This window comes from Flavobacterium jejuense (assembly GCF_006491595.2).
GTDB classification, from domain to species: Bacteria; Bacteroidota; Bacteroidia; order Flavobacteriales; family Flavobacteriaceae; genus Flavobacterium; species Flavobacterium jejuense.
On sequence record NZ_VEVQ02000015.1, the window covers coordinates 80901 to 105069 of the forward strand.

General features: G+C 28.1%; 23 protein-coding genes. 16 read left to right on the forward strand and 7 right to left on the reverse strand.

From position 1 onward, the window contains the following. Positions 1–14: 14 nt before the first annotated feature. From FIA58_RS17985 to FIA58_RS18005, 5 genes are all read right to left on the reverse strand, one after another. Complete coding sequence (locus FIA58_RS17985; RefSeq protein WP_140964086.1) at positions 15–995, reverse strand: SlyX family protein; 981 nt, start codon at positions 993–995, stop codon at positions 15–17. A gap of 222 nt (positions 996–1217) precedes the next feature. Further along, positions 1218–1946, reverse strand: coding sequence for an acyltransferase (locus FIA58_RS17990; RefSeq protein ID WP_140964087.1), 729 nt, complete (start codon positions 1944–1946; stop codon positions 1218–1220). After that, positions 1943–3397: an oligosaccharide flippase family protein gene (locus FIA58_RS17995; protein ID WP_140964088.1), complete on the reverse strand. Its 1455-nt coding sequence runs from the start codon at positions 3395–3397 to the stop codon at positions 1943–1945. Before FIA58_RS17995 ends, FIA58_RS17990 begins: the two co-directional genes overlap by 4 nt. Beyond that, the gene (locus tag FIA58_RS18000; protein ID WP_140964089.1) at positions 3397–4536 is read right to left on the reverse strand and encodes a DegT/DnrJ/EryC1/StrS family aminotransferase; all 1140 of its coding nucleotides are present in this window, start codon (positions 4534–4536) and stop codon (positions 3397–3399) included. The genes FIA58_RS17995 and FIA58_RS18000 overlap by 1 nt, the downstream gene beginning before the upstream one ends. Next, positions 4533–5480, reverse strand: a complete 948-nt coding sequence (locus tag FIA58_RS18005) for a FemAB family protein (RefSeq protein WP_140964090.1) — start codon at positions 5478–5480, stop codon at positions 4533–4535. The genes FIA58_RS18000 and FIA58_RS18005 overlap by 4 nt, the downstream gene beginning before the upstream one ends. Before the next feature lie 118 nt (positions 5481–5598). On the opposite strand from FIA58_RS18005, the gene FIA58_RS18010 reads away from it, so the two are divergent. Then, on the forward strand, positions 5599–7395 hold the full coding sequence (locus tag FIA58_RS18010) for a T9SS type B sorting domain-containing protein (protein ID WP_165928949.1): 1797 nt from the start codon (positions 5599–5601) through the stop codon (positions 7393–7395). Here the strand turns inward: FIA58_RS18010 and FIA58_RS18015 are convergent, their stop codons facing one another. Beyond that, the gene (locus tag FIA58_RS18015; protein ID WP_140964091.1) at positions 7396–8136 is read right to left on the reverse strand and encodes an RDD family protein; all 741 of its coding nucleotides are present in this window, start codon (positions 8134–8136) and stop codon (positions 7396–7398) included. Between the two features lie 21 nt (positions 8137–8157). Between FIA58_RS18015 and FIA58_RS18020 the strand changes: the two genes are divergently transcribed. The 14 genes from FIA58_RS18020 (at position 8158) to FIA58_RS18085 (ending at position 22047) form a co-directional block, all read left to right on the forward strand. Further along, positions 8158–9120 (forward strand): stage II sporulation protein M, encoded by a 963-nt coding sequence (locus FIA58_RS18020; RefSeq protein WP_140964092.1) that lies wholly within the window; start codon positions 8158–8160, stop codon positions 9118–9120. Between the two features lie 3 nt (positions 9121–9123). Next, complete coding sequence (locus FIA58_RS18025) at positions 9124–10065, forward strand: hypothetical protein (protein WP_140964093.1); 942 nt, start codon at positions 9124–9126, stop codon at positions 10063–10065. Next, complete coding sequence (locus FIA58_RS18030; protein WP_140964094.1) at positions 10058–10840, forward strand: DUF4129 domain-containing protein; 783 nt, start codon at positions 10058–10060, stop codon at positions 10838–10840. Before FIA58_RS18025 ends, FIA58_RS18030 begins: the two co-directional genes overlap by 8 nt. A 2-nt stretch (positions 10841–10842) precedes the next feature. Continuing rightward, on the forward strand, positions 10843–12021 hold the full coding sequence (locus tag FIA58_RS18035) for a DUF4350 domain-containing protein (protein ID WP_140964095.1): 1179 nt from the start codon (positions 10843–10845) through the stop codon (positions 12019–12021). A gap of 105 nt (positions 12022–12126) precedes the next feature. After that, positions 12127–13152 carry an AAA family ATPase gene (locus FIA58_RS18040; RefSeq protein WP_243754701.1) on the forward strand — a complete coding sequence of 342 codons (1026 nt, stop codon included), beginning with the start codon at positions 12127–12129 and terminating at the stop codon, positions 13150–13152. Positions 13153–13195: 43 nt separating this feature from the next. Continuing rightward, entirely contained in the window at positions 13196–14530 is a 1335-nt protein-coding gene (locus FIA58_RS18045; protein WP_165928950.1) for a DUF58 domain-containing protein, read from the forward strand. An 87-nt stretch (positions 14531–14617) separates the two neighbouring features. Next, positions 14618–15250, forward strand: a complete 633-nt coding sequence (locus tag FIA58_RS18050; RefSeq protein WP_140964097.1) for a T9SS type A sorting domain-containing protein — start codon at positions 14618–14620, stop codon at positions 15248–15250. A 25-nt stretch (positions 15251–15275) separates the two neighbouring features. After that, positions 15276–15821, forward strand: coding sequence for a hypothetical protein (locus FIA58_RS18055; protein ID WP_140964098.1), 546 nt, complete (start codon positions 15276–15278; stop codon positions 15819–15821). A 139-nt stretch (positions 15822–15960) separates the two neighbouring features. Beyond that, the gene (locus FIA58_RS18060) at positions 15961–17202 is read left to right on the forward strand and encodes a DKNYY domain-containing protein (protein ID WP_140964099.1); all 1242 of its coding nucleotides are present in this window, start codon (positions 15961–15963) and stop codon (positions 17200–17202) included. A 220-nt stretch (positions 17203–17422) separates the two neighbouring features. Further along, positions 17423–17752: an antibiotic biosynthesis monooxygenase family protein gene (locus tag FIA58_RS18065; protein ID WP_140964100.1), complete on the forward strand. Its 330-nt coding sequence runs from the start codon at positions 17423–17425 to the stop codon at positions 17750–17752. Between the two features lie 121 nt (positions 17753–17873). Further along, positions 17874–18434, forward strand: coding sequence for a DUF7010 family protein (locus FIA58_RS18070; RefSeq protein ID WP_140964101.1), 561 nt, complete (start codon positions 17874–17876; stop codon positions 18432–18434). 137 nt (positions 18435–18571) lie between these two features. Further along, positions 18572–19405 (forward strand): hypothetical protein, encoded by an 834-nt coding sequence (locus FIA58_RS18075; RefSeq protein WP_140964102.1) that lies wholly within the window; start codon positions 18572–18574, stop codon positions 19403–19405. 204 nt (positions 19406–19609) lie between these two features. Next, positions 19610–20593, forward strand: coding sequence for an ExbD/TolR family protein (locus FIA58_RS18080; RefSeq protein WP_140964103.1), 984 nt, complete (start codon positions 19610–19612; stop codon positions 20591–20593). 437 nt (positions 20594–21030) lie between these two features. After that, the gene (locus tag FIA58_RS18085) at positions 21031–22047 is read left to right on the forward strand and encodes an outer membrane protein assembly factor BamB family protein (protein ID WP_140964104.1); all 1017 of its coding nucleotides are present in this window, start codon (positions 21031–21033) and stop codon (positions 22045–22047) included. Between the two features lie 272 nt (positions 22048–22319). On the opposite strand, the gene FIA58_RS18090 is transcribed toward FIA58_RS18085, so the two are convergent. Further along, positions 22320–22673 (reverse strand): hypothetical protein, encoded by a 354-nt coding sequence (locus FIA58_RS18090; protein ID WP_140964105.1) that lies wholly within the window; start codon positions 22671–22673, stop codon positions 22320–22322. A gap of 758 nt (positions 22674–23431) precedes the next feature. Between FIA58_RS18090 and FIA58_RS18095 the strand changes: the two genes are divergently transcribed. After that, positions 23432–23923, forward strand: a complete 492-nt coding sequence (locus FIA58_RS18095; protein ID WP_140964106.1) for a hypothetical protein — start codon at positions 23432–23434, stop codon at positions 23921–23923. Positions 23924–24169 lie beyond the last annotated feature (246 nt).

Below are 24169 nucleotides of genomic sequence, written 5' to 3' on the forward strand. Positions count from 1 at the left end.
AAAAATATTATTAATTACTTAGATTTTTCTAATAATAGTTTCATTTGTGTTTTTAACTCTTCAATTTCTTTCTTTTGTTGAATTAAATAAAGTGTTAATTCTTCAATCTTTTCTTGCTGAATTTTAGTCATATCACCTACAAATAAGCCTTTCTCTTCAATTTCTTTTCCTGAAGGTACGTTTATTAAATGACCTTTTTCCTTAATATGTCTTTCAACTTCATCAAGTGAAGGTAATTGATATTCTTTGTTAAAAACATAATCTGCCCAAGTCGTATACACTTTTACTTCTTCAGCTCTCATTTTTCCTTTTACTGATAGCCTATATGTATCTGTGCCATCAACAAAAGTTGATGTTCCTATTCCAATATTTGCATCTGTTAAAATATTTCCTTCAATTTTTGAACTCCCTCTTACAACAAATTTATGTTCAGGTAAGTAATCACCATAACCTCCTATAACGATTCTTGAATTCGTATTAGGCAAATGCATAAAAACATTATCTGAACCATCTTCATATATTTTAAAAAATTCTTGTTGGTTTCTATTACTCATATACATTGTTGAAGAGCCTCCTGCATAAGCCCAAAATCTATATCTCCCCATATCATTTCTGTCTTCAATACCAAGCCAAATTCTTGACTGAGTTTGTTCATTTGAAATTGGGAAATCAAAGACATTAAACATTCTAGTCTTTTCATATCCTGGTCCACTTCCAATTTTTTTTCCGACTGCTAAAACAACAGATTCATCATTTCTAACAGCTCCTGAAACATAACTAGTCCCATCCAATTGATTACTAGTAAAAATTCCTTGATTAGCTCCAATATCCCCAACAACTTCAAGCTTATTTTCAGGATTATCAGTTCCAATACCCACATTTGTATTTGTTGATGGAGAATTTGCCAAAACATTTGAAGAACCACCTGTAGAAGTGTTAATCTGAGAATGAACAAGTGATGCCATAAAAAGGCATCCTAAATAAAGTTTTTTCATATTATTATTTGTTATTTTGAGTAACAAAAATATGCTTTAATCTTTTATCAAATAAAAAGTAATCGTTAAATTTAAAACAAAAAACAGATATTGCAAAGAAATTACAATACAAGTAATTCTAAGTATTTCATATTAAATAAGATAATAACAAATAGCTCTAAAGAATCAACTTTTTACATTATTTTGAAATAATAAGTTATAGTTTCTTTTTTATAAAAAAAATCAATTCTTTAAAAATTCATCTAGAATATCTTTTTCTTCTACCCAATTTCTTGAAATATTTTCTTTGATTAATTTAGCAGGTATTCCACCAATTAAAATATTTTTACCAAATAAAGAATAGTTTTTTGTACACAAGCTATTTGATGCAATTGTACAGTAATCTGGTGTTATTGTTTTGGACAAAATTGTAACTCTATTACTAATAAAATTATAATTACCAATTTTGATTGGAGCGTTTACTGGATATTTTTGATTTGTAAGTGTATCAACCATTTCATGAAAATTAGTGTCTATTACTTGACATTCAGAACCTAATCTTGCATATGCTCCAAAAATGATTTCTTTAGTGCAAATTATCTTTCCATTTGAAGCAATAGAAGACATATCACCCATTTCTAAGAAACCCGTTTTGGAAACAAATAAAAAATAATCTTTACCAAACTGTACATGTCCTTTAAAAACAATTTTCCCAGTAAGCATTATTTCAGCTGTCCCTTGGTGAACACTATTCATTTCGTAAGGTTTTCCAAAACCAATCATTCCAAATTTTATAGGAGCATTTATACTAATTTCACCAGAAATATTCTGAAATTTCACTTTACCATAAAATACAATTGGCATTTTTTTAGCAATTTGAAAAGGAAATTTTTTAAAATTAAAATAAATCGTTTTTATCCAATTTACTTTTAAGACTTTACTGATTTTTACTCTTGTTTTTTTAAATATCATCTTTTTTTAAATAAATCTTTTAAAGAAACTAATCTATTAATCTTATAAATTGTATAAACAAAATTTATAATTAATAATGGGATAAGCAAAATTAACCTAAAGTTCTCATTAAACATTATAAAACATAAAGCAGCTATAATGAAGGAAAACAATAAAATAAAAATTAGGATGTCTTTAGTAGTAAAAAAAAACATTTTGTATCTCATTTTCGCAATTATATAAACTCCTATCAAGTGCAGCAAAAAATAAATCATTATAGCGACACCAATCCCATTCAATTGATCCATTTTATATCCAAAGTATAACATTAGAAAATATAAAACGTTAAATCCCAATGATGTCTTCATAAATACTTTTGAATCTGCTTTAGCAATAAACAAATATCCTATTGAAAAAGATATTGATTTAAAAAACATACCCACAACAGCCCATTTTAACAAACTATAAGCACTCGTAAAATCTTTAGAAAATAATAAAATTATAATTTGTTCACCAAATGCAATAAAAACAAGTATCACAGGAACTATTAACAATACAGTTAAAATAGCTTGTTGTCTTACCGTTTCTGATAATTTTTCATTAGAATAATCTAAAGTAACTAATCTAGGATAATATTCTGTTGCCATAGCACTAAACAGGAAACCAACATATGTATTTAATATTAGTATGGAAACATTATATAAACCTAACATATTAATTCCGTCTTCGTAATTGATTATAACTTGCATTGCATAATTTACTAATAAAGGTAAAAACGACATCATCATTAGTAATCCACCAAAAAAAATTATTTCTTTCCCATTTCGAATAGCCTCTTTATAACTTATTTTAATGTCAAATGAAATGTTTTTCTTAACATATATCCAATAAATAATTACATTTACAAAGGCAGTAATAATAATTGCTGGAACAATAAAATTCTTTTTAAAAAAATAAAAAAAGGGAATTATAATAATTAAACTCAATACATTAGATATCAAATTAGAATTTGCTAATTGTCTTAACTTACTTTTACCTTGCAAAATAGCAGTAAAAGCACCTGTAATTTGTTTTAAAAAAACTGCTACTCCTAAAAAAGCTATTAAATACCATTTTTTATTGGTACTATATATATATTCACTTATAAAAGATGAAAACAAAATTGTTATAAAACATCCTAAAAAAGCCGTTAATAAACATAATTTAATAACAATATTAGCATTATTCCTTTTTGTATTTTTCTCACTAGCAATTGCTTTAACCGCACTATTTTCAATCGAAAAACCAGTAATTGATTTAATTAAATCTACAGTTGAATTAAGTATTCCATAAATACCATAACCGCCAACACCAATCAAAATTGAAAGTAGTTTATGTTTTACAAATGAAGAAATGAGAGTAATAACTTGTACACTCCCAAAAATAGAAGTTGCTAATAATATATTTTTGTATGTCTTTTTTTCTTCATCCATTAATATTGGTTTATTACTGTAATAAGAGTCCTTAATTGTACTTCATCTAAGGTTCCATTCAAAGGAATACTAAGTATTTCTTCATGTATCTTTTCAGAAATAGGAAAAGATAAATCACTCCATTCTTTCAAAGCTTCTTGTTTATGCGGAGGAATAGGATAATGAATCATCGTTTCAATTCCATTTTGCTTTAAATAGTTTGCCAAATTATTTCTGTTTTTTGTTCTAATAGCAAACAAATGAAAAACATGATTATCAGATTCATTCCATACAGGAAGAATAATCTTATCGTTTTTTATTTCTTCCAAATATCTTTTTGCAATGCTTCTTCTTTTTTCGTTTTCATTATCTAAATAAGGTAATTTCACATTTAAAAAAGCGGCTTGCAATTCATCTAATCTAGAGTTTGTTCCGATAATTTCATTTTCATATTTTACTTTCGAACCATAATTTCTCATAGAAAATAATATTTCTGCTAAAGTACTATCATTTGTAGTAATTGCTCCTGCATCTCCAAGCGCTCCTAAATTTTTCCCAGGATAAAAACTAAATCCCGCAGCATGACCAAGATTTCCTGCTCTTTTTATTTCTAATTCTTCACTTCCGATTTCTAACTTCTGATTTCTAACTTTCAAAATAGCTCCATGTGCTTGCGCTGCATCTTCAATAACTAGCAAATTATTCCTTTCTGCAATTTCATTAATAGCATTCATTTCTGCTAATTGGCCATACAAATGTACTGCTAAAACAGCTTTTGTTTTTGAATTAATTTTTTCTTCAATTAAATAGGGGTTCAAATTATACGTTTCTAATTTTGGTTCAACTAAAACTGGAACCAAATCAGCCTGTAAAATAGCCAAAATACTAGCAATATAAGTATTCGCAGGAACAATGACTTCATCGCCTTTTTTAAGTTTTCCTAATTGAATATAAGCTTTAAAAATGAGCGATAAAGCATCTAAACCATTACCAACACCTATGCAATATTGAGTTCCACAGTAACTAGCAAAGTTACGTTCAAAGGCTTTTACTTCATTTCCAAGGATGTACCAACCTCTATCTAGAAACTGTTTCATCTTCTCTTGAAATGATGCTTCAAAAGGTTGATTGAGTTTATGTAAATCAAGGAATTTTATCATAACGTAATACTATAAGTATCTTGATTGAATAAAGAACAACCTAGCTCTTCCTTTTGAGTAAGTAATCCTTCATTAAATCCTAATTCATTATTTTCAGTACAGGTACCCATATCAAAAAAATCAAATTCTTTACTATATTTTTCAAAAAGTTTAAAATACAAATAATCCAAAGCTCTTAATTTTTCACCTAAATCTGTAGTAGCTCCATATTGTGATTTTATTACTTTACCCGATTTGAAAGTTGTAATTCCTGCTACTATTTCATTTTTAAAATAAATAGAATATTGATGAATGTTATCAGGAAACTTACTTACTAAATATTCAATTTCTTCTAAACTATGAACGGGTTTTGCATCATGTTTATTTTGTAACCTTGGAATTAAAACATCCTTCCAAAAAACAGAAAAATCATCATTATGTTTAATTTCAAAATCTAACTTCAAATTTTTTCTGTAATGCTTTAATTTACTTTTAGAAATTCTATAAGCTTCTCTAAAAGGAATACATAAATTGAATTCTCTTTTGAGTAGGGTTGCTTTTTTTTCAAATAAAATAAACAAATACTCTTCTGATTTTTGTACTTGATAGTAAGGATTAATAGGTTTATAAATGAGATTCTTAACCTTATTTGTCTTTAGAAATTGAAAAAGTAACTCAAAAAGCAACTTAACTTCTCTGTATTTGACGTTTTTTTCAAATACTAATCCTCCATAAGTCAACCCTTGATGAGAGTAAACTACATCACCTACACTATTAGCTGGTAAAATAGCTTTCAAATTTTCTTTTTCGTCAAATATTAGTAAAGAATAATCTTCAAAGCGATCGCTATGATATTCCATAAAATCTCTATGAAATAAAAAAGTTGCATTTTTAGCATTGGCAACAAATTCATTCCACTTTAAATAATGGTCAGTAGTGTATTTTTTTACTTGATACGTTTTCAAAAAATCGAAATTAATCCCGAAAATTACTAATTTTTTAATTCATCTACATTTATATCAACACATTTTATCAAATTAATTCTTATCTTAGGACAAGAATAAACACATTAACTACTATAAAGTGAAGCAGAAAAAGTACTTTTATATTTACTTTGCCATTATACTTTTCCCTTTATTTTTAAACGGACAGGACATTTCGCTTTATACACAAATTAACGGTAGATATGATTTTACTTTTATAGGAAATACCATGAATTCAGCTGAAAACAACATAACTGCAGGATTAGTAACTGGTACTTCCTCAACTGCCAATTTAAATTTGAATTCTAATGATACTGTAATAAAAGCTTTTTTATATTGGTCTGGTAGTGGAGATGGTGATTTTGAAGTGGATTTAAATGGAATCCCAATTACTCCTGATAGAACATTCAATCATAGTAGAATTTCTGGAAATAATCAAACTTTCACGTATTTTAGTGCTTTTAAAGACATCACTACTTATATTCAAAACAATGGTAATGGAGATTACACTTTGTCTAATTTAGATATCTCTGCATTTGAAGTATATCACAAACAAATTTCAACAAACTATTCAGGATGGGCAATTCTAATCGTTTATGAAAATAGTAATTTACCTTTAAATCAAATAAACGTTTATGATGGTTTACAAGGTGTACCAAGCAATTTGAGTATCAATTTAACTAATCTTTTTGTTATTGACAACAATAATGCAACTGCTGGGTTTATAGCTTGGGAAGGAGATGCTTCTTTACCAACTGAAACATTTGCTATAAATGGAACCGTAATAAGTAATGGTTCAAATCCTATAAATAATGTTTTTAATGGAACAAACTCAATCACTGGTGCTACTGATTTATATAATATGGATTTAGACATCTATGACATTGAGAATTATATTCAAATTGGAAATACAAGTGCAAATATTACACTATCTTCTTTTCAAGACTTTATAATGATCAACACAGTGGTAACCAAGTTAAACAGTCAGTTACCCGATGCAACTATTGTTATTGATGATTATGATTTAACTTGTAATAATAGAGAAATTCCAATAAATTATACCGTTTATAATGTAAATAGTACAGAAATTTTACAAGCTAATACACCTATTGCTTTTTATGTTGAAGGAGTTTTGGTAGGAGCTTCTCAAACACAAAATATAATTCCCATTGGCAACAATGAAACTGGAAGCACTGTTATAACAATACCTAATAGTATTTCCCAAAATTTCACCCTTACTGCTGTTGTTGATGATATTGGAAATGGAAATGGTATAGTAACCGAATTAGTAGAAACTAACAATTCTAATACTATTGGTATTAAACTTTTAATTTCTCCAGAATTTAACATTCTCGAACCGCTTTTGAGTTGTAATTTAGGATTAACAAAAGCAATTTTTGATTTTTCAGATTATGAACAGCAAGTAAAGATAGCTATTTCACAAATAGTTACATTTTACGAAAACTATGATGATGCAGAAAATGAACAAGATCCTATTTTTAATACTAGCAACTATGAAGCTACTAGTACTCCTAAAGAAATTTTCATTCGCATTGAAAATGAATACAATTGCTACTCTATAACCTCTTTTCTTTTGAAAGTAAAAAATTGTCCCCCGATAGTTTATAATGCTGTTTCTCCTAATAACGACAATTTAAATGATTCCTTCTTTATTGATGGTCTACGCGATATTTTTATTAATTTCAGATTAGAAATATACAACAGATGGGGAAAATTACTTTGGATAGGGAATAACGACAAACCAGATTGGAACGGTTATGTTGAAGAAGGTATAGGATCAAAATTAGCTCCAGACGGAACCTATTTCTATATTTTATATCTAAATGACCCTAGTTACCCAGAGCCTCTAAATGGGTATCTTTATTTGGACAAATAACTACATATTCTGTGTATAGAAGTTATAGTCTTTCAGTAAAGTTCTAATAAAGTCTTGGTCATTACCTGATTGATTTTTAATACCAGTTACAGCAATTACTTTCTCTCTTAATTTAATTAAAGTACTGTAATCTCTGTTTTTAACGGCTATTTCAAAGGTTTCTTTAATGATTCTCATATCATTATCTGATAATTTGATTACCAAAGGATATGTTGGTACATAATCTTCATTAACTTCTTGTAAAATAGTATGGTTGATGTTAATTTTATTTTTTAACGAAATAACGGCTGTTCCTGCTCCCATATCTCCTATTCTTTGATTTTTTCCATTAAAAATTATAGCTATTAAACCTACAACTGTTAAAGGTGGTAAAACTTCAATTAATCGAAATAACCAACGTATTAAATAATCACCAAAACCTGCTTGATAACCATCAATCTTTATAACTTTTATTTTCATAATTCGCTTTCCTATAGTTCTTCCTTCCCAAATACTCTCTTGTATGAGTGTATAAAAAAATACTGGCAAATAAATTAGAATGTAAACAGCCATCTCTGACCAATAATCCATTGAAGATATGTATTCCTCTAAGCCTGAATACTCTATAACATATCCTGCTACAACTGAATAAGCAATTATAACCAGTAAATCAAGTATTTGACCCAACAACCTTTCTCCCACTGATGCAGCAGTGAAATTTATTGAAACATTTTGTGTCGTAGTTATAGTTAATTGTGACATATTTTTTTATTTTAGCACTTCATGAGAGAAGTAGCATTTATTAAGCAAAATAAAGAAAAATGGCTTGAATTTGAACAAGCAATTTTTGGTAAATCTAAAAAAAAACCTGATGAATTAGCCAGTTTATACATTCATTTGGTTAATGATTTAGCGTATGCACAAACTTACTATTCAAAAAGCAAGACAGTTGTCTATCTTAATTATTTAGCTTCGCAAACGTACCAAAAAATTTATAAAACAAAAAGAGAAGATACGAATCGTTTGTTATATTTTTTCAAAACGGAAGTTCCACTGCTGGTTTATGAATATAGAAGATATATTTTGTATGCTTTTTTGATTTTTATTGTCTTAACTTCAATAGGCGTAGTTTCTGCTTTAAATGACGATACATTCCCAAGACTTATTTTAGGAGATCAATATGTTAATATGACTCTAGAAAACATCAAAGAAGGTAATCCAGTTGCAGTTTATAAGAGTGGTACTAATTGGGGAAGTTATATTGGCATTACTTGGAATAATTTAAAAGTAGGTGCAATGTCTTATTTTTTAGGAATTTTTATAGGAATAGGAACTTTTTTAATATTTATAGAAAATTGTATTATGCTCGGGTCTTTTCAAACCTTTTTTTACCAACAAGATGTGTTTTGGGAAAGTGTTCGAGGTATTTGGATTCATGGTTCCATGGAAATATTTGCCATGGTTATAGAAGCGGGTGCAGGATTTGCTCTTGGAGCTAGTATTTTATTTCCAAAGACCTTTTCTAGATTTAATTCATTTAAAATTGGGTTTAAAAATACATTCAAAATATTTTTAAGCACCATGCCTTTTACAATTATGGCAGGTTTCCTAGAAGGTTTTATTACAAGATATTCTATTGATATGCCTATTTTTTTAAGTGTTGGAATAATTTTAATTACACTAGGAATGATTAGCTTTTATTATTTAGTTTATCCTTTCTTAGTCCATAAAAAAATGAAAAAATAATATATGTTTCAATTATACAAAAAAAGAGGTTTTAGTGAATTTGTTGGTGACACATTTGAATTTTTAAAACTAGAAGGTAAAAATTACTTTAAAAACTATTTTATTATAAATGGACCACTCTTACTTATACTAGTAGTTTGCATCTATTTCCTAATGAAAGTATATATGGATGCTGTTTTCTCAACTATGGCAACTCAAAATCCTAATCCTAACAACATTTTAAACAACTTAATGAATAATATTCCTTTGTTTTTAAGTTTAGGATTTGTAGCATTTGTATTAATCATCCTTGTAAGTTTAATCAATTACTCTTTCCCAGTGAGTTATCTAAAATTAATAGGTGAAAAAAGTGAGATTACAACACAAAGTATTTTTAATCTAATGAAAGAAAAATTAGGCAGAACTATTCTTTTTTTCTTAGCTTCTTTGCTTGTTTTTCTTCCGATAATTACAATTGTAATGATATTATTAGTCTTACTTATGATAATTGCAATAGGATTTCCCCTTTTAATTATCATTGGACCAGCTCTTATTAGTTGGCTAAAATTAAGCTATTATGATTACATTACAACTGAGAATAATTATTTAAAATCAGTAGGAAATGGTTTTGACTTATTAAAAGTAAAGTTTTGGCCTATAGTAGGTTCAACCATTATTATGTATATCATTTTTTACTTTGTATCATCAATTTTTACTATGGTTCCTTATTTTATTGGATTAGCAACTATTTTTACAGATATACAAACCAATCCAGATAAAACCGAAGCTTTTTCAACTATAAGTATTTTGGCTTCAGTTGTAATGGTTCTTTCCATTCTTTCAAATTATACGCTACAAAATCTTATTTTCCTTAACCAAGGTATTATTTTTTACAGTATTACTGACGAGAAAGAGAATATTTCAATAAAAAGTGATATCGATTTAATAGGTTCAGACAGTGAATAAATTTCTTTACATACTCGTTTTTCTCTTTACTCATTTTGGCTTTGCTCAATCTGATAGTATAACCAATGAATATGAGTTAGAACAAAACATGTACTCGATAGAACCCTCAGATTCATTATATTTTGAAGATTCAGAAGGTCTCTCCGAAGTGCATCCAAAACATTTTAACTCCAACTTTAAAGAGAAGTATAACAACAATGATTTTAAATATGAAACCGTTATCGATGCTAAACAACTTACAGCTTGGGATCGTTTTTGGAAAGCAGTAGGTGATTTTTTTGAACGTTTATTTGATTTTAGTAATGTTAACGCTCCATTATCTGGATTTGAAATCTTTATAAAAATAATTGCCTTTATCATCATTGGTTTTGTTATCTATTTAATTGTAAGAGTAATTATAAATAAGGAAGGTCAATGGGTTTTTGGTAAGAGGAAAAAGAAAATTACAGTTTCTGAAATGGTGGAAGAAAATATTCACACCATAGATTTCAAAGACATTATCAAAAAGGCAAAAACAGATAAAGAATATCGATTAAGTATTCGTTATTATTATTTATGGCTATTGAAATCACTTTCTGATAAAGAAATAATTGAATGGGATATTGAAAAAACAAATTCAGATTATTTGTACGAAATTCAATCAATCAGCTTAAAAGAAAATTTCAAATATTTATCCTATATCTACGATTATAGTTGGTATGGCGAATTTGAAATTAATGAAAAAGATTTTTCAAAAGCAGAAGCAGCCTTTTTAAAAGCAATAGCAAATAAGTAACAATGCCAAAAAGTATTAAAATATATATTTCCATTCTAGTGCTTATCCTTATAGGAATAATTACTATTGATGCTAATAAACCAAAACCAGTTGATTGGTCTCCAACTTTTAGTGTTAAAGACAAAATTCCTTTTGGTTTATTCGTTCTTAACAATGAAATAGACAGTCTCTTTAATGAACAAAAAATAGAACGTTTTGGTGTAACTCCATACGAATTTTTAGATCCAAAATATTCATATAAAGATAGTACTTACACAACCAAAGGAACTATTATGTATATTGATGAATCTTCTAATATTGATGATGAATCCGCACAAGAATTATTGTATTTTGTCTCTCATGGAAATACTGCATTTATTAGTGCAACAAACTTTCCTATAAAATTTAGAGACACATTAAACTTCAATTATGCTTACAGTAATATTTTTGCAGATTCTCTCTATTTTTCAGAAGGAAAAAATAAAGAATTTAGTTATTTAAAAGGAACTGATAATGTTTATTTTACAGATTTTGATTCTACTAGAACTGAAATTTTGGGTTACCAAAGAAATAAAACCAAAGACTCCGTTGCTAACTTTATAAGAATTCCTCATGTTAATGGTTATTTCTATTTACATACTCAACCTATATCTTTTACTAACTATTATTTGCTAAAAAAAGACAATTATAAATATGCTGCACAAGTACTTTCACATGTAGATGATGCTACTATTTTTTGGTATTTGGAAGGAAGCCGTGATCAAATAAAAAGCAAAATGGGTTATATTTTTAGCCAACCTGCTTTAAATTGGGCATGGAAAATTGCTATAATTAGTATGCTTATTTTTATGTTTTTTAATGCCAAAAGAAAACAACGCATCATCCCAATTGTAGAACCATTAAAAAACACCACAGTCGATTTCACTAAGACAATTGGTAATTTATATTTTCAAGAAGGAAATCATCAAGATATTATTAATAAAAAAATAAAATTCTTTCTTGAAAAAGTAAGAAATGAGTATTTAGTAGATACTTTTGATTTGAACGAAACTTTTGTAAATCGCTTGCATCAAAAGACAGGAAAAAGCAAAACAGAAATTGAAAATATAGTTCAGCTCATTAAGAAATATAGAAATCAAATAGAAAGTTCAGATAAAGATTTAGTTATATTTAACAATGCTTTAGAGAGATTAGATATATGATTAAGTTGACTAATGTATTAAAAAAGAAGTAAAGAATAAGAAATAAGAAAGCATATGGAAAATAATTTCGAAAATACCGAAAACGAAAATACAGCCGAAAATAAAATGGAGCAATCCTTTGAAAATACTGTAGAAAACACAATTGAAAACACAAGCGAAGATGTTAATTTTCAAACACGTTTAAATTTAGCACCTTTACAAGAAAGTATCAACCAAGTAAGAACGGAAATTGCAAAAGTAATTGTTGGACAATCTAAAATGATTGATCAATTATTAGTAGCCGTACTTTCTAATGGCCATGTACTACTTGAAGGTGTTCCTGGAGTAGCTAAGACAATTACAGCTAAACTACTTTCAAGAACTTTAAGTTTAGATTTTAGTCGTATTCAATTTACACCTGATTTAATGCCTTCAGATATTATTGGAACATCAGTTTTCGATTTATCAAAATCTACTTTTGAATTCAAAAAAGGACCTGTTTTCTCTAATTTTGTTTTAATTGATGAAATTAACCGTGCTCCAGCAAAAACACAAGCTGCTTTATTTGAAGTGATGGAAGAACGTCAAATTACAGCTGATGGTACAACCTACAAACTAGACTTACCTTTCTTAGTAATTGCTACTCAAAACCCAATCGAACAAGAAGGAACGTATCGTTTACCAGAAGCACAATTAGATCGTTTTCTTTTTAAAATTAATATTGAATATCCTAATTTAGCAGAAGAAATAGCTATTCTCCAAAAAGAAAATGAATTGCAAAACAATGATAAACTAGCTACCATTGCAAAAGTAATTGAAAAGAGCCATATTCTTGAATTTCAAGGTTTGGTAAAACAAATTTTAATCGAACCACATTTAGTGGAATACATAGCAAAAATTGTATTAAATACTCGTGAAAATCCATTCTTGTATCTAGGAGCTTCTCCTAGAGCTTCAATTGCCATTTTAAATGCTGCAAAAGGTTTTGCTGCACTTAAAAATCGTGATTTTGTAACCCCCGAAGATATTAAAGAAGCTGCAATTCCTGTTTTACAACATAGAGTTGTGGTTACACCAGAACGTGAAATGGAAGGTGTAACCAGCACAGTAATCATCAAACAAATTATAGACTCTGTAGAGATTCCTAGATAATCAAATAGAAAGTGTCTAAAAACATCTTAAGCTTTAGTAAAGAATGAAACAATTTTTAAAACAACTATATCTCAATAATTTATTTTTTTATTGCCTCATGGGAATCATTCTCCTATTTGTAGTTGCTTATTTGTTTCCTATGTTTTATAACGCCTGCTGGTATTTACTATATGTATTACTTATTTTTACAGCCATTGACATCCTATTACTGTTTGGTTTTGGAAACAAAATTGAAGCCACAAGAATTACTCCTGAAAAATTGTCTAATGGTGATGAAAATCCCATAATAATTAAAATAAAAAACAAGTACTCCTTCCCTATCCTTGCTAAAATTATAGATGAAATTCCAGTTCAATTTCAACAACGTAGTTTTGAAGTAAAAAGAAAAGTAAAAGCCTCTTCAACTGATGAATACCAATATTTTTTACGCCCAACAGAACGTGGTGAATATGTCTTTGGAAATGTGAATTTCTATGCCAATTCTCCGCTTCGATTAATTGCCAAAAGATATACTTTTAGCAAAGATGAAATGGTGCCAACATATCCTTCTTACATTCAATTGAGAAAATATGATTTGATGGCTTTTTCCAATAATTTGTTCCAATATGGTTTAAAAAAAATCAGACGTATTGGCCATACTATGGAATTTGAACAAATTAAAGAATATGTACAAGGTGATGACATTCGTACTATAAATTGGAAAGCCACAGCTAAAAGAAATCAGTTAATGGTCAACCAATTTCAAGATGAAAAATCACAAAACGTGTACATGGTAATCGACAAAGGGCGTGTCATGAAAATGCCTTTTAATGGATTAAGCTTACTCGATTATGCTATTAATGCGACTTTGGTTTTATCCAATGTTATTATTAAAAAACAAGACAAAGCAGGAATGTTTGCGTTTTCTAAAAAAGTAGAAAACCGTGTGGTAGCCGAAAAAAGGCAAAGCCAAATGCAAAACATCATGGAAAGTTTGTACAATATTAAAACCGATTTCTTCGAAAGCGATTACAGTCGTTTGTATGTAGACATAAAAAAACACATCAATCACAGAAGTTTGATTATGTTATACACCAATTTTGAAACCTTAGATGCTTTACACAGACAACTACCTTACTTAAAAGGAATTGCTAAAAACCATTTACTAGTAATTGTATTTTTCAATAATACAGAATTAAATGATTTAATTGAGAAAAAAGCAGAAACGGTACAAGAAATTTATGATAAAGTCATCGCAGAAAAATTTGCCTTTGAAAAACGATTAATAGTTAACGAATTAAGAAAATATGGTATTTATTCCGTTTTAACACAACCTGAAAACCTTACTTTAGATACCATAAATAAATATCTAGAAATTAAAGCAAGAGGGATTTTGTAAAAAATCTAAAATCAAGTTAATTACAAAATATAAATTATTGAACTATAATCTCTAACTTTCAAACAAATAAATTTTAAATACTCAAATATGAGAAAACAAATACTTCTATTATTTTTATTAATTATTTCTACTACATATTCACAAAATATTCTAATTACAGAATTAAATTCAACAGTGGTAAGTGGTGGAATAAATGTTAATGTCAAAACTGTATCTGGAACTGGTTCAGGGTATTTGAGTAATGATTACACTGTAATTGGAAATGTTATAGAATTATCAGTATGTTATTGGTTTGATAATACATTACCTATTCTTCAATTTGATAATGATTTTTTTATTCCACTTACTATTCCAGGAAACTATCAAATTAATGTTCACATCATATTATCTACTTCTCAAGTGACATGTGATAATTATGCAAATACAGATAACGGTTCATTAAATACATCATATTTAGAAACAAATACTTTTGAAAAAAATAAAAAAGGTCTCTTGCTTTTTCCAAATCCTACTTCTGGAAAAATTAAATTAAAAATAATAGATTCAATACCTTTAAGTTTAGTCTTTTTTGACCAAACTGGAAGATTGGTTAAAGAAGTAAATGATTTTAATGAAAATAGTATTGATTTAAACGAATTAAATGAAGGCGTTTATTTCATTAAAATTGTAACGGATAAAGGAATTATATATGAAAAAATTATAATAAAAAAATATTCATAGCGCTATTTAAGCTCAAATCCAAACAATGACCATCTACCAACTCACCCAATATTGCTTCTTTGGTTTCGGAGTTTATAATTTGGTTTACCTCTTTTGCAAACATTCGAAAAAAATCCAAGAGAAGATAAACTTAACAGCAATCGATAAAGCAACAACAACGACACTAATCCTTTGTGGACTAATCTATCTAATCAATTTTGTTTACGATTGGTCTCTCATTTTTATAAATTCTGATTCTGAAAACAGCCAACATCTTTTCCAACGATTCAAAGGTCCTTACGGGTTTAGTTTGTATGCCCAACAAGCTACTTACATCATAATCTCTCTTTTGTTTAGCTTGCAATATGTAAGACAAAAAAGTATACTTCGTTTTTTTATAGGCTTCCTGTTACTATTCAATTTTGAACGATATGTGATTATTATAACTACTCTTCATCGTGATTATTTGCCTAGTTCCTGGACTATGTATCAATCAACATTCGGTTATATTCTGTTAGATTGGATAATTAAAACTCTTATTTTTAGCAGTTTTACCACAGTAGTATATTTCATTCAAAACAGCAATAAATAGTCTTCTAAAACACCTAAAACCAAACGCTTACCATCTGAAAAATAATTCCTATTTTAGACACATCAATTGATAGTCACTCATTCTATCTTTTGGATAATAAACTAAAATAGAATCAAAAAAACAAAAACGGCATTGGTTTATGGCAGAAGCAACAGGTATTTTTATAAATTTCAACATAGAAGAAATTCAGTTAAAAAAACTACTCAATCACAAGTGGAAAAAAGTTTCCTTTGGTAAAAAAATAGGCTATTATTTTAGCGAATTACTCTATCAAAGTATTACCAATAAAAGTGTTTTCATCTTTAATTATGATACTAAAACGACCACTTGCTTTATCGCTTATCTAGTCAATCAATATGATAAAACTCTTTTTGAACCCTTTGAGTCTCTTTTACAAATAATTAGTACATTAAAGCATGAAAACACTGCAGATTATGCTATTATAGCTACTACTTTCCCAGAAGTTTTAACAGCCTACCAAATAAAAGCGAACGAAATAAAGACGCTCACTACTAAAGAAGTTCCTACAGAAACCATCACTCATTTATCTAATAAGTTTTGGTCTTTCTCCGATAACAATTCGTTTCCTGAACCCGATAAAGCAATTAATAAACGTAATTATTTCTATAAAAATTTCAAATCCTATTATAAAAAGTATTTGTCTTATATAGAAGAAACCGAAAAGCCAAAAAAAATAGCGGAAGCTACTCAATCCAATCCATATCCTTTGTTTGACAAATTTTACAGCTATGATAACAAAGTCTTTGAGTTTAGAACCTTTACCAATCAAGTAATTGAAATTCCAAATGCTGATCCACTCACTTTTAGAAATGTTTCTGGAATTTTTGCCGACAAAAACGCTGTCTTTCTTTCTCGATTAGCCCCTCATTCTCCTCCCAATATAAATCCAAAAAATGGAAAAGGGAATAATCCAAATGCCATTTGGGAATATTATGCATTGCAAGAAGTGGACGGAAATAGTTTTAACTATATCAAAGAAAAATGGGACACAGTCTACTGGAAAGACAAAAACACCATTTACATCCTACAAAACAAAATCCTAAAAAAAGTGCAAGAAGCTGACCCAATTTCTTTTGAATACTTGGACTTTTGTTTTGGGAAAGATAAGAATCATGTATTCTATTTAGATCAGATACTTCCCATTCAGCCTAACAATTATGCATTAGACTCCTACGGATTTATACATGATGAAGAAACGATTTGGCACTACGAAAACCAAATTCCACTAGATGCTAAAACATTCAAAGTCGAGAAACAAATAGTTAATAAAAACATATTCCAAAAAACCTTTTTAATAAGCGACAAAAATGGGGAATATGAATACAATAGAGATTGGAAAGAGCCAAAAATAAAAATGTAAATTAGAATAATGTTAAATAAAACTTTCTCCTTTATAGCACAAAACTAATATGTTATTCGATATTTTTTTTAATAAATCTCACGCCTAAACACATATAAAACACAAAAAATACTCATAAATGAGTATTGTGAAGGCAAAAGCAAAGTTTAAATTTGTTAAAAACAAATACTGTAATGATACTATTGTTAAATAATAAAATAAAACCTAACTAATTTTAGAAATGAAACCAATTAGCGTAATCAACTCAATAGAAGTACCTGATGGTCACGAAGAAACAGCAATACAAATTAGAGACCTTTACATGGACTATTTCAAAACTAAAGCTGGGTTTGTAAGTGCAACTTTTTACCGTTCTATAAATAGCGAGAATAAATTTAATTATGTCAACATTGTTGTTTGGGATTCTTATGAGTCTTTCCAAGCGGTTGTAAACAATGGATTTGAAAACGAGGAAGGACTAAACTCTGACTTTATGAAAGTGTTGGGTAAAGGATTTCCTCACCCTATAAAGGTTTCACCTGGACAATATGAAATTATAAAAAAGGATTAGTAATAAATAATACAAACTAACACCTATTAAAGGAAATTAGTCATAACCATATAACAACTAAAACTTCAACATTTTTATTAAGAATATTTCAGCCTATAAAACAATAAAAAAAGAACATAACATGAAGCAAAAAAACATAACGGATTTAAAATCAGAGATTCAATTACAAGCCAAAAACGGAATTGATTTCATTCTAGCTGCTGGAATTGTATGGTTGCTAATCTCTTATATTTGGACTTTAGGATATTCTTCATATCAAAAAAGTATTTTCACCTTTATGATAGGATCTATTTTGCTTCCTCTTGCTTTTGGGTTATCCAAAATCATAAAAACAAATTGGAAAGTAAAAGACAATCCACTACAACCTTTAGGGCTTTGGCTTAATTTTGCGCAATTAATTTATTTCCCTTTCCTTATTTTTACACTAATCAAGCATCCTGATTATTTCATCATGGCATACGCTATTATTACTGGAGCTCATTTATTTCCTTATGCTTGGTTTTACGACGAAATTGGTTATGCTGCTTGGGCAATCCTAATTTCTGTTGGCACATTACTCCTTACTCTAAATATAGCAACTGAAAAAATGTGGACAATTCCTTTATTTACTTCTATAATGCTATTCTTATTAACGATTTGGATTTATATTCGAATAACTAATAAGAATAAAAAAAAGGTATAGAAAATGACTATTACTAATTGCTGTTCTTGTCTATCTTTAAAATTAAAAAGTTTACTATATATTTGTTTGTAAATGGTTTTGGCTCTCTGCCTCTACTTATAATTACTAAATATTCATCAAAATTAAAATAAACGCAAATGCAGAAAGTAAGCATCATCCTATTGCTATTGTTAAGTTCACTTATTTATTCTCAAAATAAGGAAACTGAAAAAATATTGAAAGAAGGAAAGTTACTTTTTAGATTAGAAAAAGGCTCTTGGTATGGCACAGATGATATGCTGGCTAGGTTTCAAACTAAAAAAGATTCAATTGGTGGATATTTATCATATGAAACGAAAGAACATACAATAAATACTATTTTTTTCAGTCGTTTTAACCCTGACAAAATATTGATACGATATGAATTTGATAGTTTACCAAAACCAGTACCCATAAAAATTGACACAATAAACCATACAGCAACTGAATTAGAAAAAAATCTAATCGCAATCCGACAAGATGCAAAAGAAAGAACCTATTCTAACGAAGATAAATTTTTTAGCTTTTATGAAAACACTTCTCTAAACTTTATTCCTGTAATAACAGATAAAGAAAGAATCGTTTTTATAGTAACTGGACCTCAAGTTTCTGGAATTGTATTACTTGGTAACGATTATAAATTGAATTACGACAAGAAAAATAAATTTAAGAAAAAAGAAAAAATTCATAACTCAATCTTGCAATTTCCATATGCTTCTGAAGATAAAGAAAATCCTACGGTTTCAACAATTCACTCACATGTAATAACAGAATACATTTCATCAACTGACATTTGTACTTTGCTACTTTACAAAGATTATGTTGAATGGAAACAACACATTGTTATGAGTGAAAAAGAGGTATCTATATTTGATTTAGAAAAAGAATTACTTTTTACAATGAAAAAAAAGGCATGGGAGAAAATTTACATTGATAAAAATGACAAAAAATAATAGTATCCAATAATAAATTGTAAACATAATATGAAACTTAAAATTGGCATCTTATTATTTTTATTAAGTACTATTAGCTTTGTTCATAAAGACAAATGTATTATTGAACTTATGATAAAGTAAAAACAGTAATAAAAAAGGGTTTTGATTACTCAGAAATATTTAAATATAATAGTTACCATTTAGAAAATGCAAAAAAACTACATGAAAAAAATCAACATTTTTATAGGATTATTTTTCATCATAACAGGATGTGCGCAGACTGACTATGACTACAAAATAGAGAACAGTATTCTTGAATGTTTTTATCAACATCACAAAGCAAATGATATTGATATTAAAAACACTATCGATAAAATTGAAAACGTTTTAATAAAACATAAAATTTTACTAGATAAAACTGGCGAAAGTTATATTCGAGTAATTGAGCAAATGAGAGATCAAATAGATTTAAATACCACCATCAACTCACAACTAATACAAGATATTAACTCCATTGGTTACATCCCATCAAGTGTGCTTTGTCAGGATGCTACTTATGTTTCAAAGATTGATTCAGTAGATTTAGCTCATTCAAAATTGAAATATCTTATGAGTGTTTTAGAATCAATACATATAAAAGAAGATGCCACACCAAATCTTATAGCACAAGACTTTCTCAAAGTCTTTAATGCTCAAGATTTTGAGAATGATTTCTATAGAACAATAGGTTTAGTATTGTTTGCAAATAAGATAAAAATGGATGATTTTGAAAATGGATTAACAAGAAAATTACCTCCAGTTTCAACGGAAAAACCGATTGTAATTGAAACTCAAAATAAGTTAGTAGTTTTAGTAAATGAAGAGAGTAAGATAATAGTTGATGGCAATATAGCTACAATTACTGAATTGAAAGAAATAGTAAAAAATTTCTTCGTCAAAAAATCAGATAAAACAGAGATTGATTTACCTCTTATTGGTAAACAAAAAACTTCAAAGGGTGTTATTTCTTTACATAGTGATAAAAAAACTTCTTACGAGGTTTATATTGCTGTTCAAAATGAGATTGTAAAAGCATTTAATGAACTTCGAGACCTTAAATCAAAAAAGTTTTTTAATAAAACTTTTAATGACTTGGATAAAGAAAAACAAAAAGTAATATCAGATTTAGTTCCTCTCAGTATTTCTGAAGCTGAACCAGGAACATAAATTCGTTGCAAACCCATCAAGTGCTCGTTTGCAACAAGCACCTATTTACTATCTAATATTAGAAGTACAACTCAAATGTCAGATTTGTACTAAATCTCAATCAAAACACCTCCTAAACAACACAAAATGAAATAATAATTGTTTTTTCTTTAAAATAATTAAAAACCTAAAAAACAATTATCATGAAAACAACTAAAAAACTTCCCTATTCTTTCCTTTCTTTAATAAATCCTTTTGCAAATAAATACAAATTAAATTCTGAAACCAATACCCAACTATAAATGAATAAAATAGCCTAAACATCATTCTAATACTACTATAAAATCACTATTTATGATGATAAACATTTAATAGTATGTTCATAATTTTGACCTTCAATTCAATCATTATGAGCTTACAACCACAATTTGATTTAAAAAACGGAAATTACTTTTTGAATGTTGAGGCACCAAAAAAAAAAATTAAAAAAAAACTGGACTAAAACTAATTTTGAAGCCATAGCTGATCCATTCATTTATGAAGGTATTTTATATACAGCAACTAATGGTTCTTTTTATGCAATAAACCCAGAAACAGGAGATTTTATCTGGGAATATAAAATACCTGGAAAGGCTACTCTACCCATTTTTAATAACAATTATATCATTTTTGGAGGGTACTATATAGATTGTACTTTATATGCTTTAGATAAAAATACTGGCAAAGAAATTTGGACTTGTAGATTAGGACCTAATAGTGCTTCAGTACTTGCAGAACCTATTTGTCTTAATAATCTAATATATGTTTTTACAGGAAAAACAATTTATAGCATTTCTTTAGAAAATGGAAAAAAGACAAATTCTTTTAAACTCAAGAAAAAAGGAGCCAGAATTAATATCATTATTGAAGATAATAAATTATACGCAACCACTCGCAATCAACTAGGTAAAGAAGAAATAGAATGTATCGATTTACAAGCAAATGAACTTCTTTGGCAAATAAAAACACCAAACATAGGTTCAAATCTTATTTATTGTAATCAGCATTTATATTATTTAAATACCAATACTGAATTATGTGAAATAAATCCTATTACTGGAGAAATGAATAGTTCTAAAATAGTAGAAGTAAAGAATAGAGTAACAAATTTACATCTATGTTATAATGGTACGGCACTGTATCTCTGCATAGGGTATCATATTATTGCTTTTAATATTACTACTTCACCTTGGTCTTTACTTTGGAATTTTCATTCCAATGCCACTATTGGAAAAATGGTAGTAACAAAAGAAGTGGTTTATTTTGCTACTATGGGAAATGGTTTTTTTGGACTTAATACTACAACAGGAAAGGAATTATTTCATGAAAATTCAGAGGTAAGAACAAAATTTAGTTGTGCTATTTCTCCCAATAAAATAATTGTAGCTGGGTCAATGAGTGAATTAGAATTAACCGCTTATTCGGAAAAAGAATAGCAAAAAAAACTACAATGAAATGGCTCATTCTTTAAAAAAGAAAAAATACACTTAAATCAACAAAACAATATTTTACAAAAAAACAGTTCTAAAAGTATATGAAAAAAATTGTCTTTATAATAACGCTCCCCTCTTGAGTGAGCATCTAGCTCGTGCCTACAAAAAATTTTCGAACTTTTTTATTATATTTTTATTAATAGGTACTCTATAATCAAGAAATGCCCAATAATAAGTACGTTTTCATCATTGAGCATTTTTTTACTTAATCCATTTTAAGGCATCCAAACTGCATTTTCCATTACTTCTCCAACTGTAATTTGTGAACTTCCATCGTAAAATGCACCTTTTTCATACAATCCTTTTGCATCATATGCTCCAAAAGTAATCCAAGTACCTCCCAAATTAACATGCATTCCAATTTGAGTTAATACAACCCAAAAAGTATTAAGCTGACCTGTCCAAACAGGTTGTGGTGCAAGGACGTAAGGGTTCTGTATTGCTTTATTGTACACTAAATCGGCTAAAGCTTTTTTACTAACTGAATTTTTACAAGAATCCATAAAATCTTGAGATAGTTGAGCTTGGATTGATTCCGATAATTCCGAAGTTAATTCTAATTTACTCATAATATTTAATTTAGTAATTATCCTACTCTATTTAAATAGGCTTTTCAGAATCCGCCTTTCGAATTAAATACTTAGTAGCTACACAAACGAATATTTAGTTTTAATTCTATTCAAATATTTAAAAAAATAGACGATATATAATAAAAAATGTAATAAGAACGGTTTTTATTACCATAAGAGGGAATAAACAGACACACGAAGATTCTCAAAATGAAACCATTACACCCATCTGATGCTAGTTTGCAACGAGTACCTACTTACTCCCACTGCTATCTGGGCTATAAAAAACGCTTAGAATTTTAAAACCCCATTTCAAAAGCAACCGAACTAAGAAGCTCCTCATCGTCAAACTTGTCATGCTGAACTTGTTTCAGAATCTCCTCGCCCGTCAATGGTAGTGTTTTTTATGTAATGGAATAAAAAATGTATCGAGAACCTTCTTTTAAAAAAACTTTTCTCCCTTACGCTTTCCCGTAAAAAAACCATTTTCTTTCTTTTTATTTTTACCAAAGTTAAAAGAGTACAAACGCACTTTTATCCCTAAAAACAACTCATGTACGTATAAATACGTACAAAAAAAGGCAAAAAATACGTATTTATACGTATTGTGGAAGTGAAAGCGATCGTTTAGATTTGTAAGAATAAAAAATAAAAAAAGATGACGTTTGTCATACATATCTACCTTCTTTTGGATGGCTTTGTATGATTTTGTCATACATATATACAAGTTGTAGGCAATTAATAAAAAATCCGTAAAAATGAACGAAATATTAATTACAGAAGTTCCATACAAAGAGATTTTATTATTAATTTTAGGTACTTTGAGTACTTTTCTTATTTGGAGAATTCAACATCAAAAAGATAAAATAAAAGATATTGAAAATCTTGTTTCAGAAAAGAAATATAAATTATATTCTGAATTAATTTATATATTTTTTGATATAGCAAATGGTGAAAAGATTGGAAAGAAAATGACTGAACGTGAATTATTAAAAAGAATATTAGATATTAAAAAAGATATGTTTCTTTACGCACCAGACGATGTTTTTAAAATGTTCACAAAATGGACTCTGGAATTAAGTAAAGAAAATGGAGCTATAAATCAATTTAAAACTTATTTTCAATTAATTAAACTTGTAAGAGCAGATATGGGACAAAGTAAAACTAAAATTGAACTTGATGATTTTATGCTATTCTATATGCAAAATGAAGAAGAATATGCAAAATTTAAATTAATGCATAATTGGTAATTTAACTGCCTACAACCACCGTTTGTAGCAATTGCTTGGCTTGGGTTATTTCGGAATTTTCTCCGAAAATTCTATGAGTAGTTTTGTACTTGTAAAGTTTTGTTATAAATTTACGCAACTGCCACAAGCGGCCTAACGTTACCTGTAATACGAAAAAACATCCGTATCTTAAATGAAAGACATTGAATTAATCAAACTTTATGAAGAATCATACAAAGGGCAATATGATGATTTATTTGAGTCTTT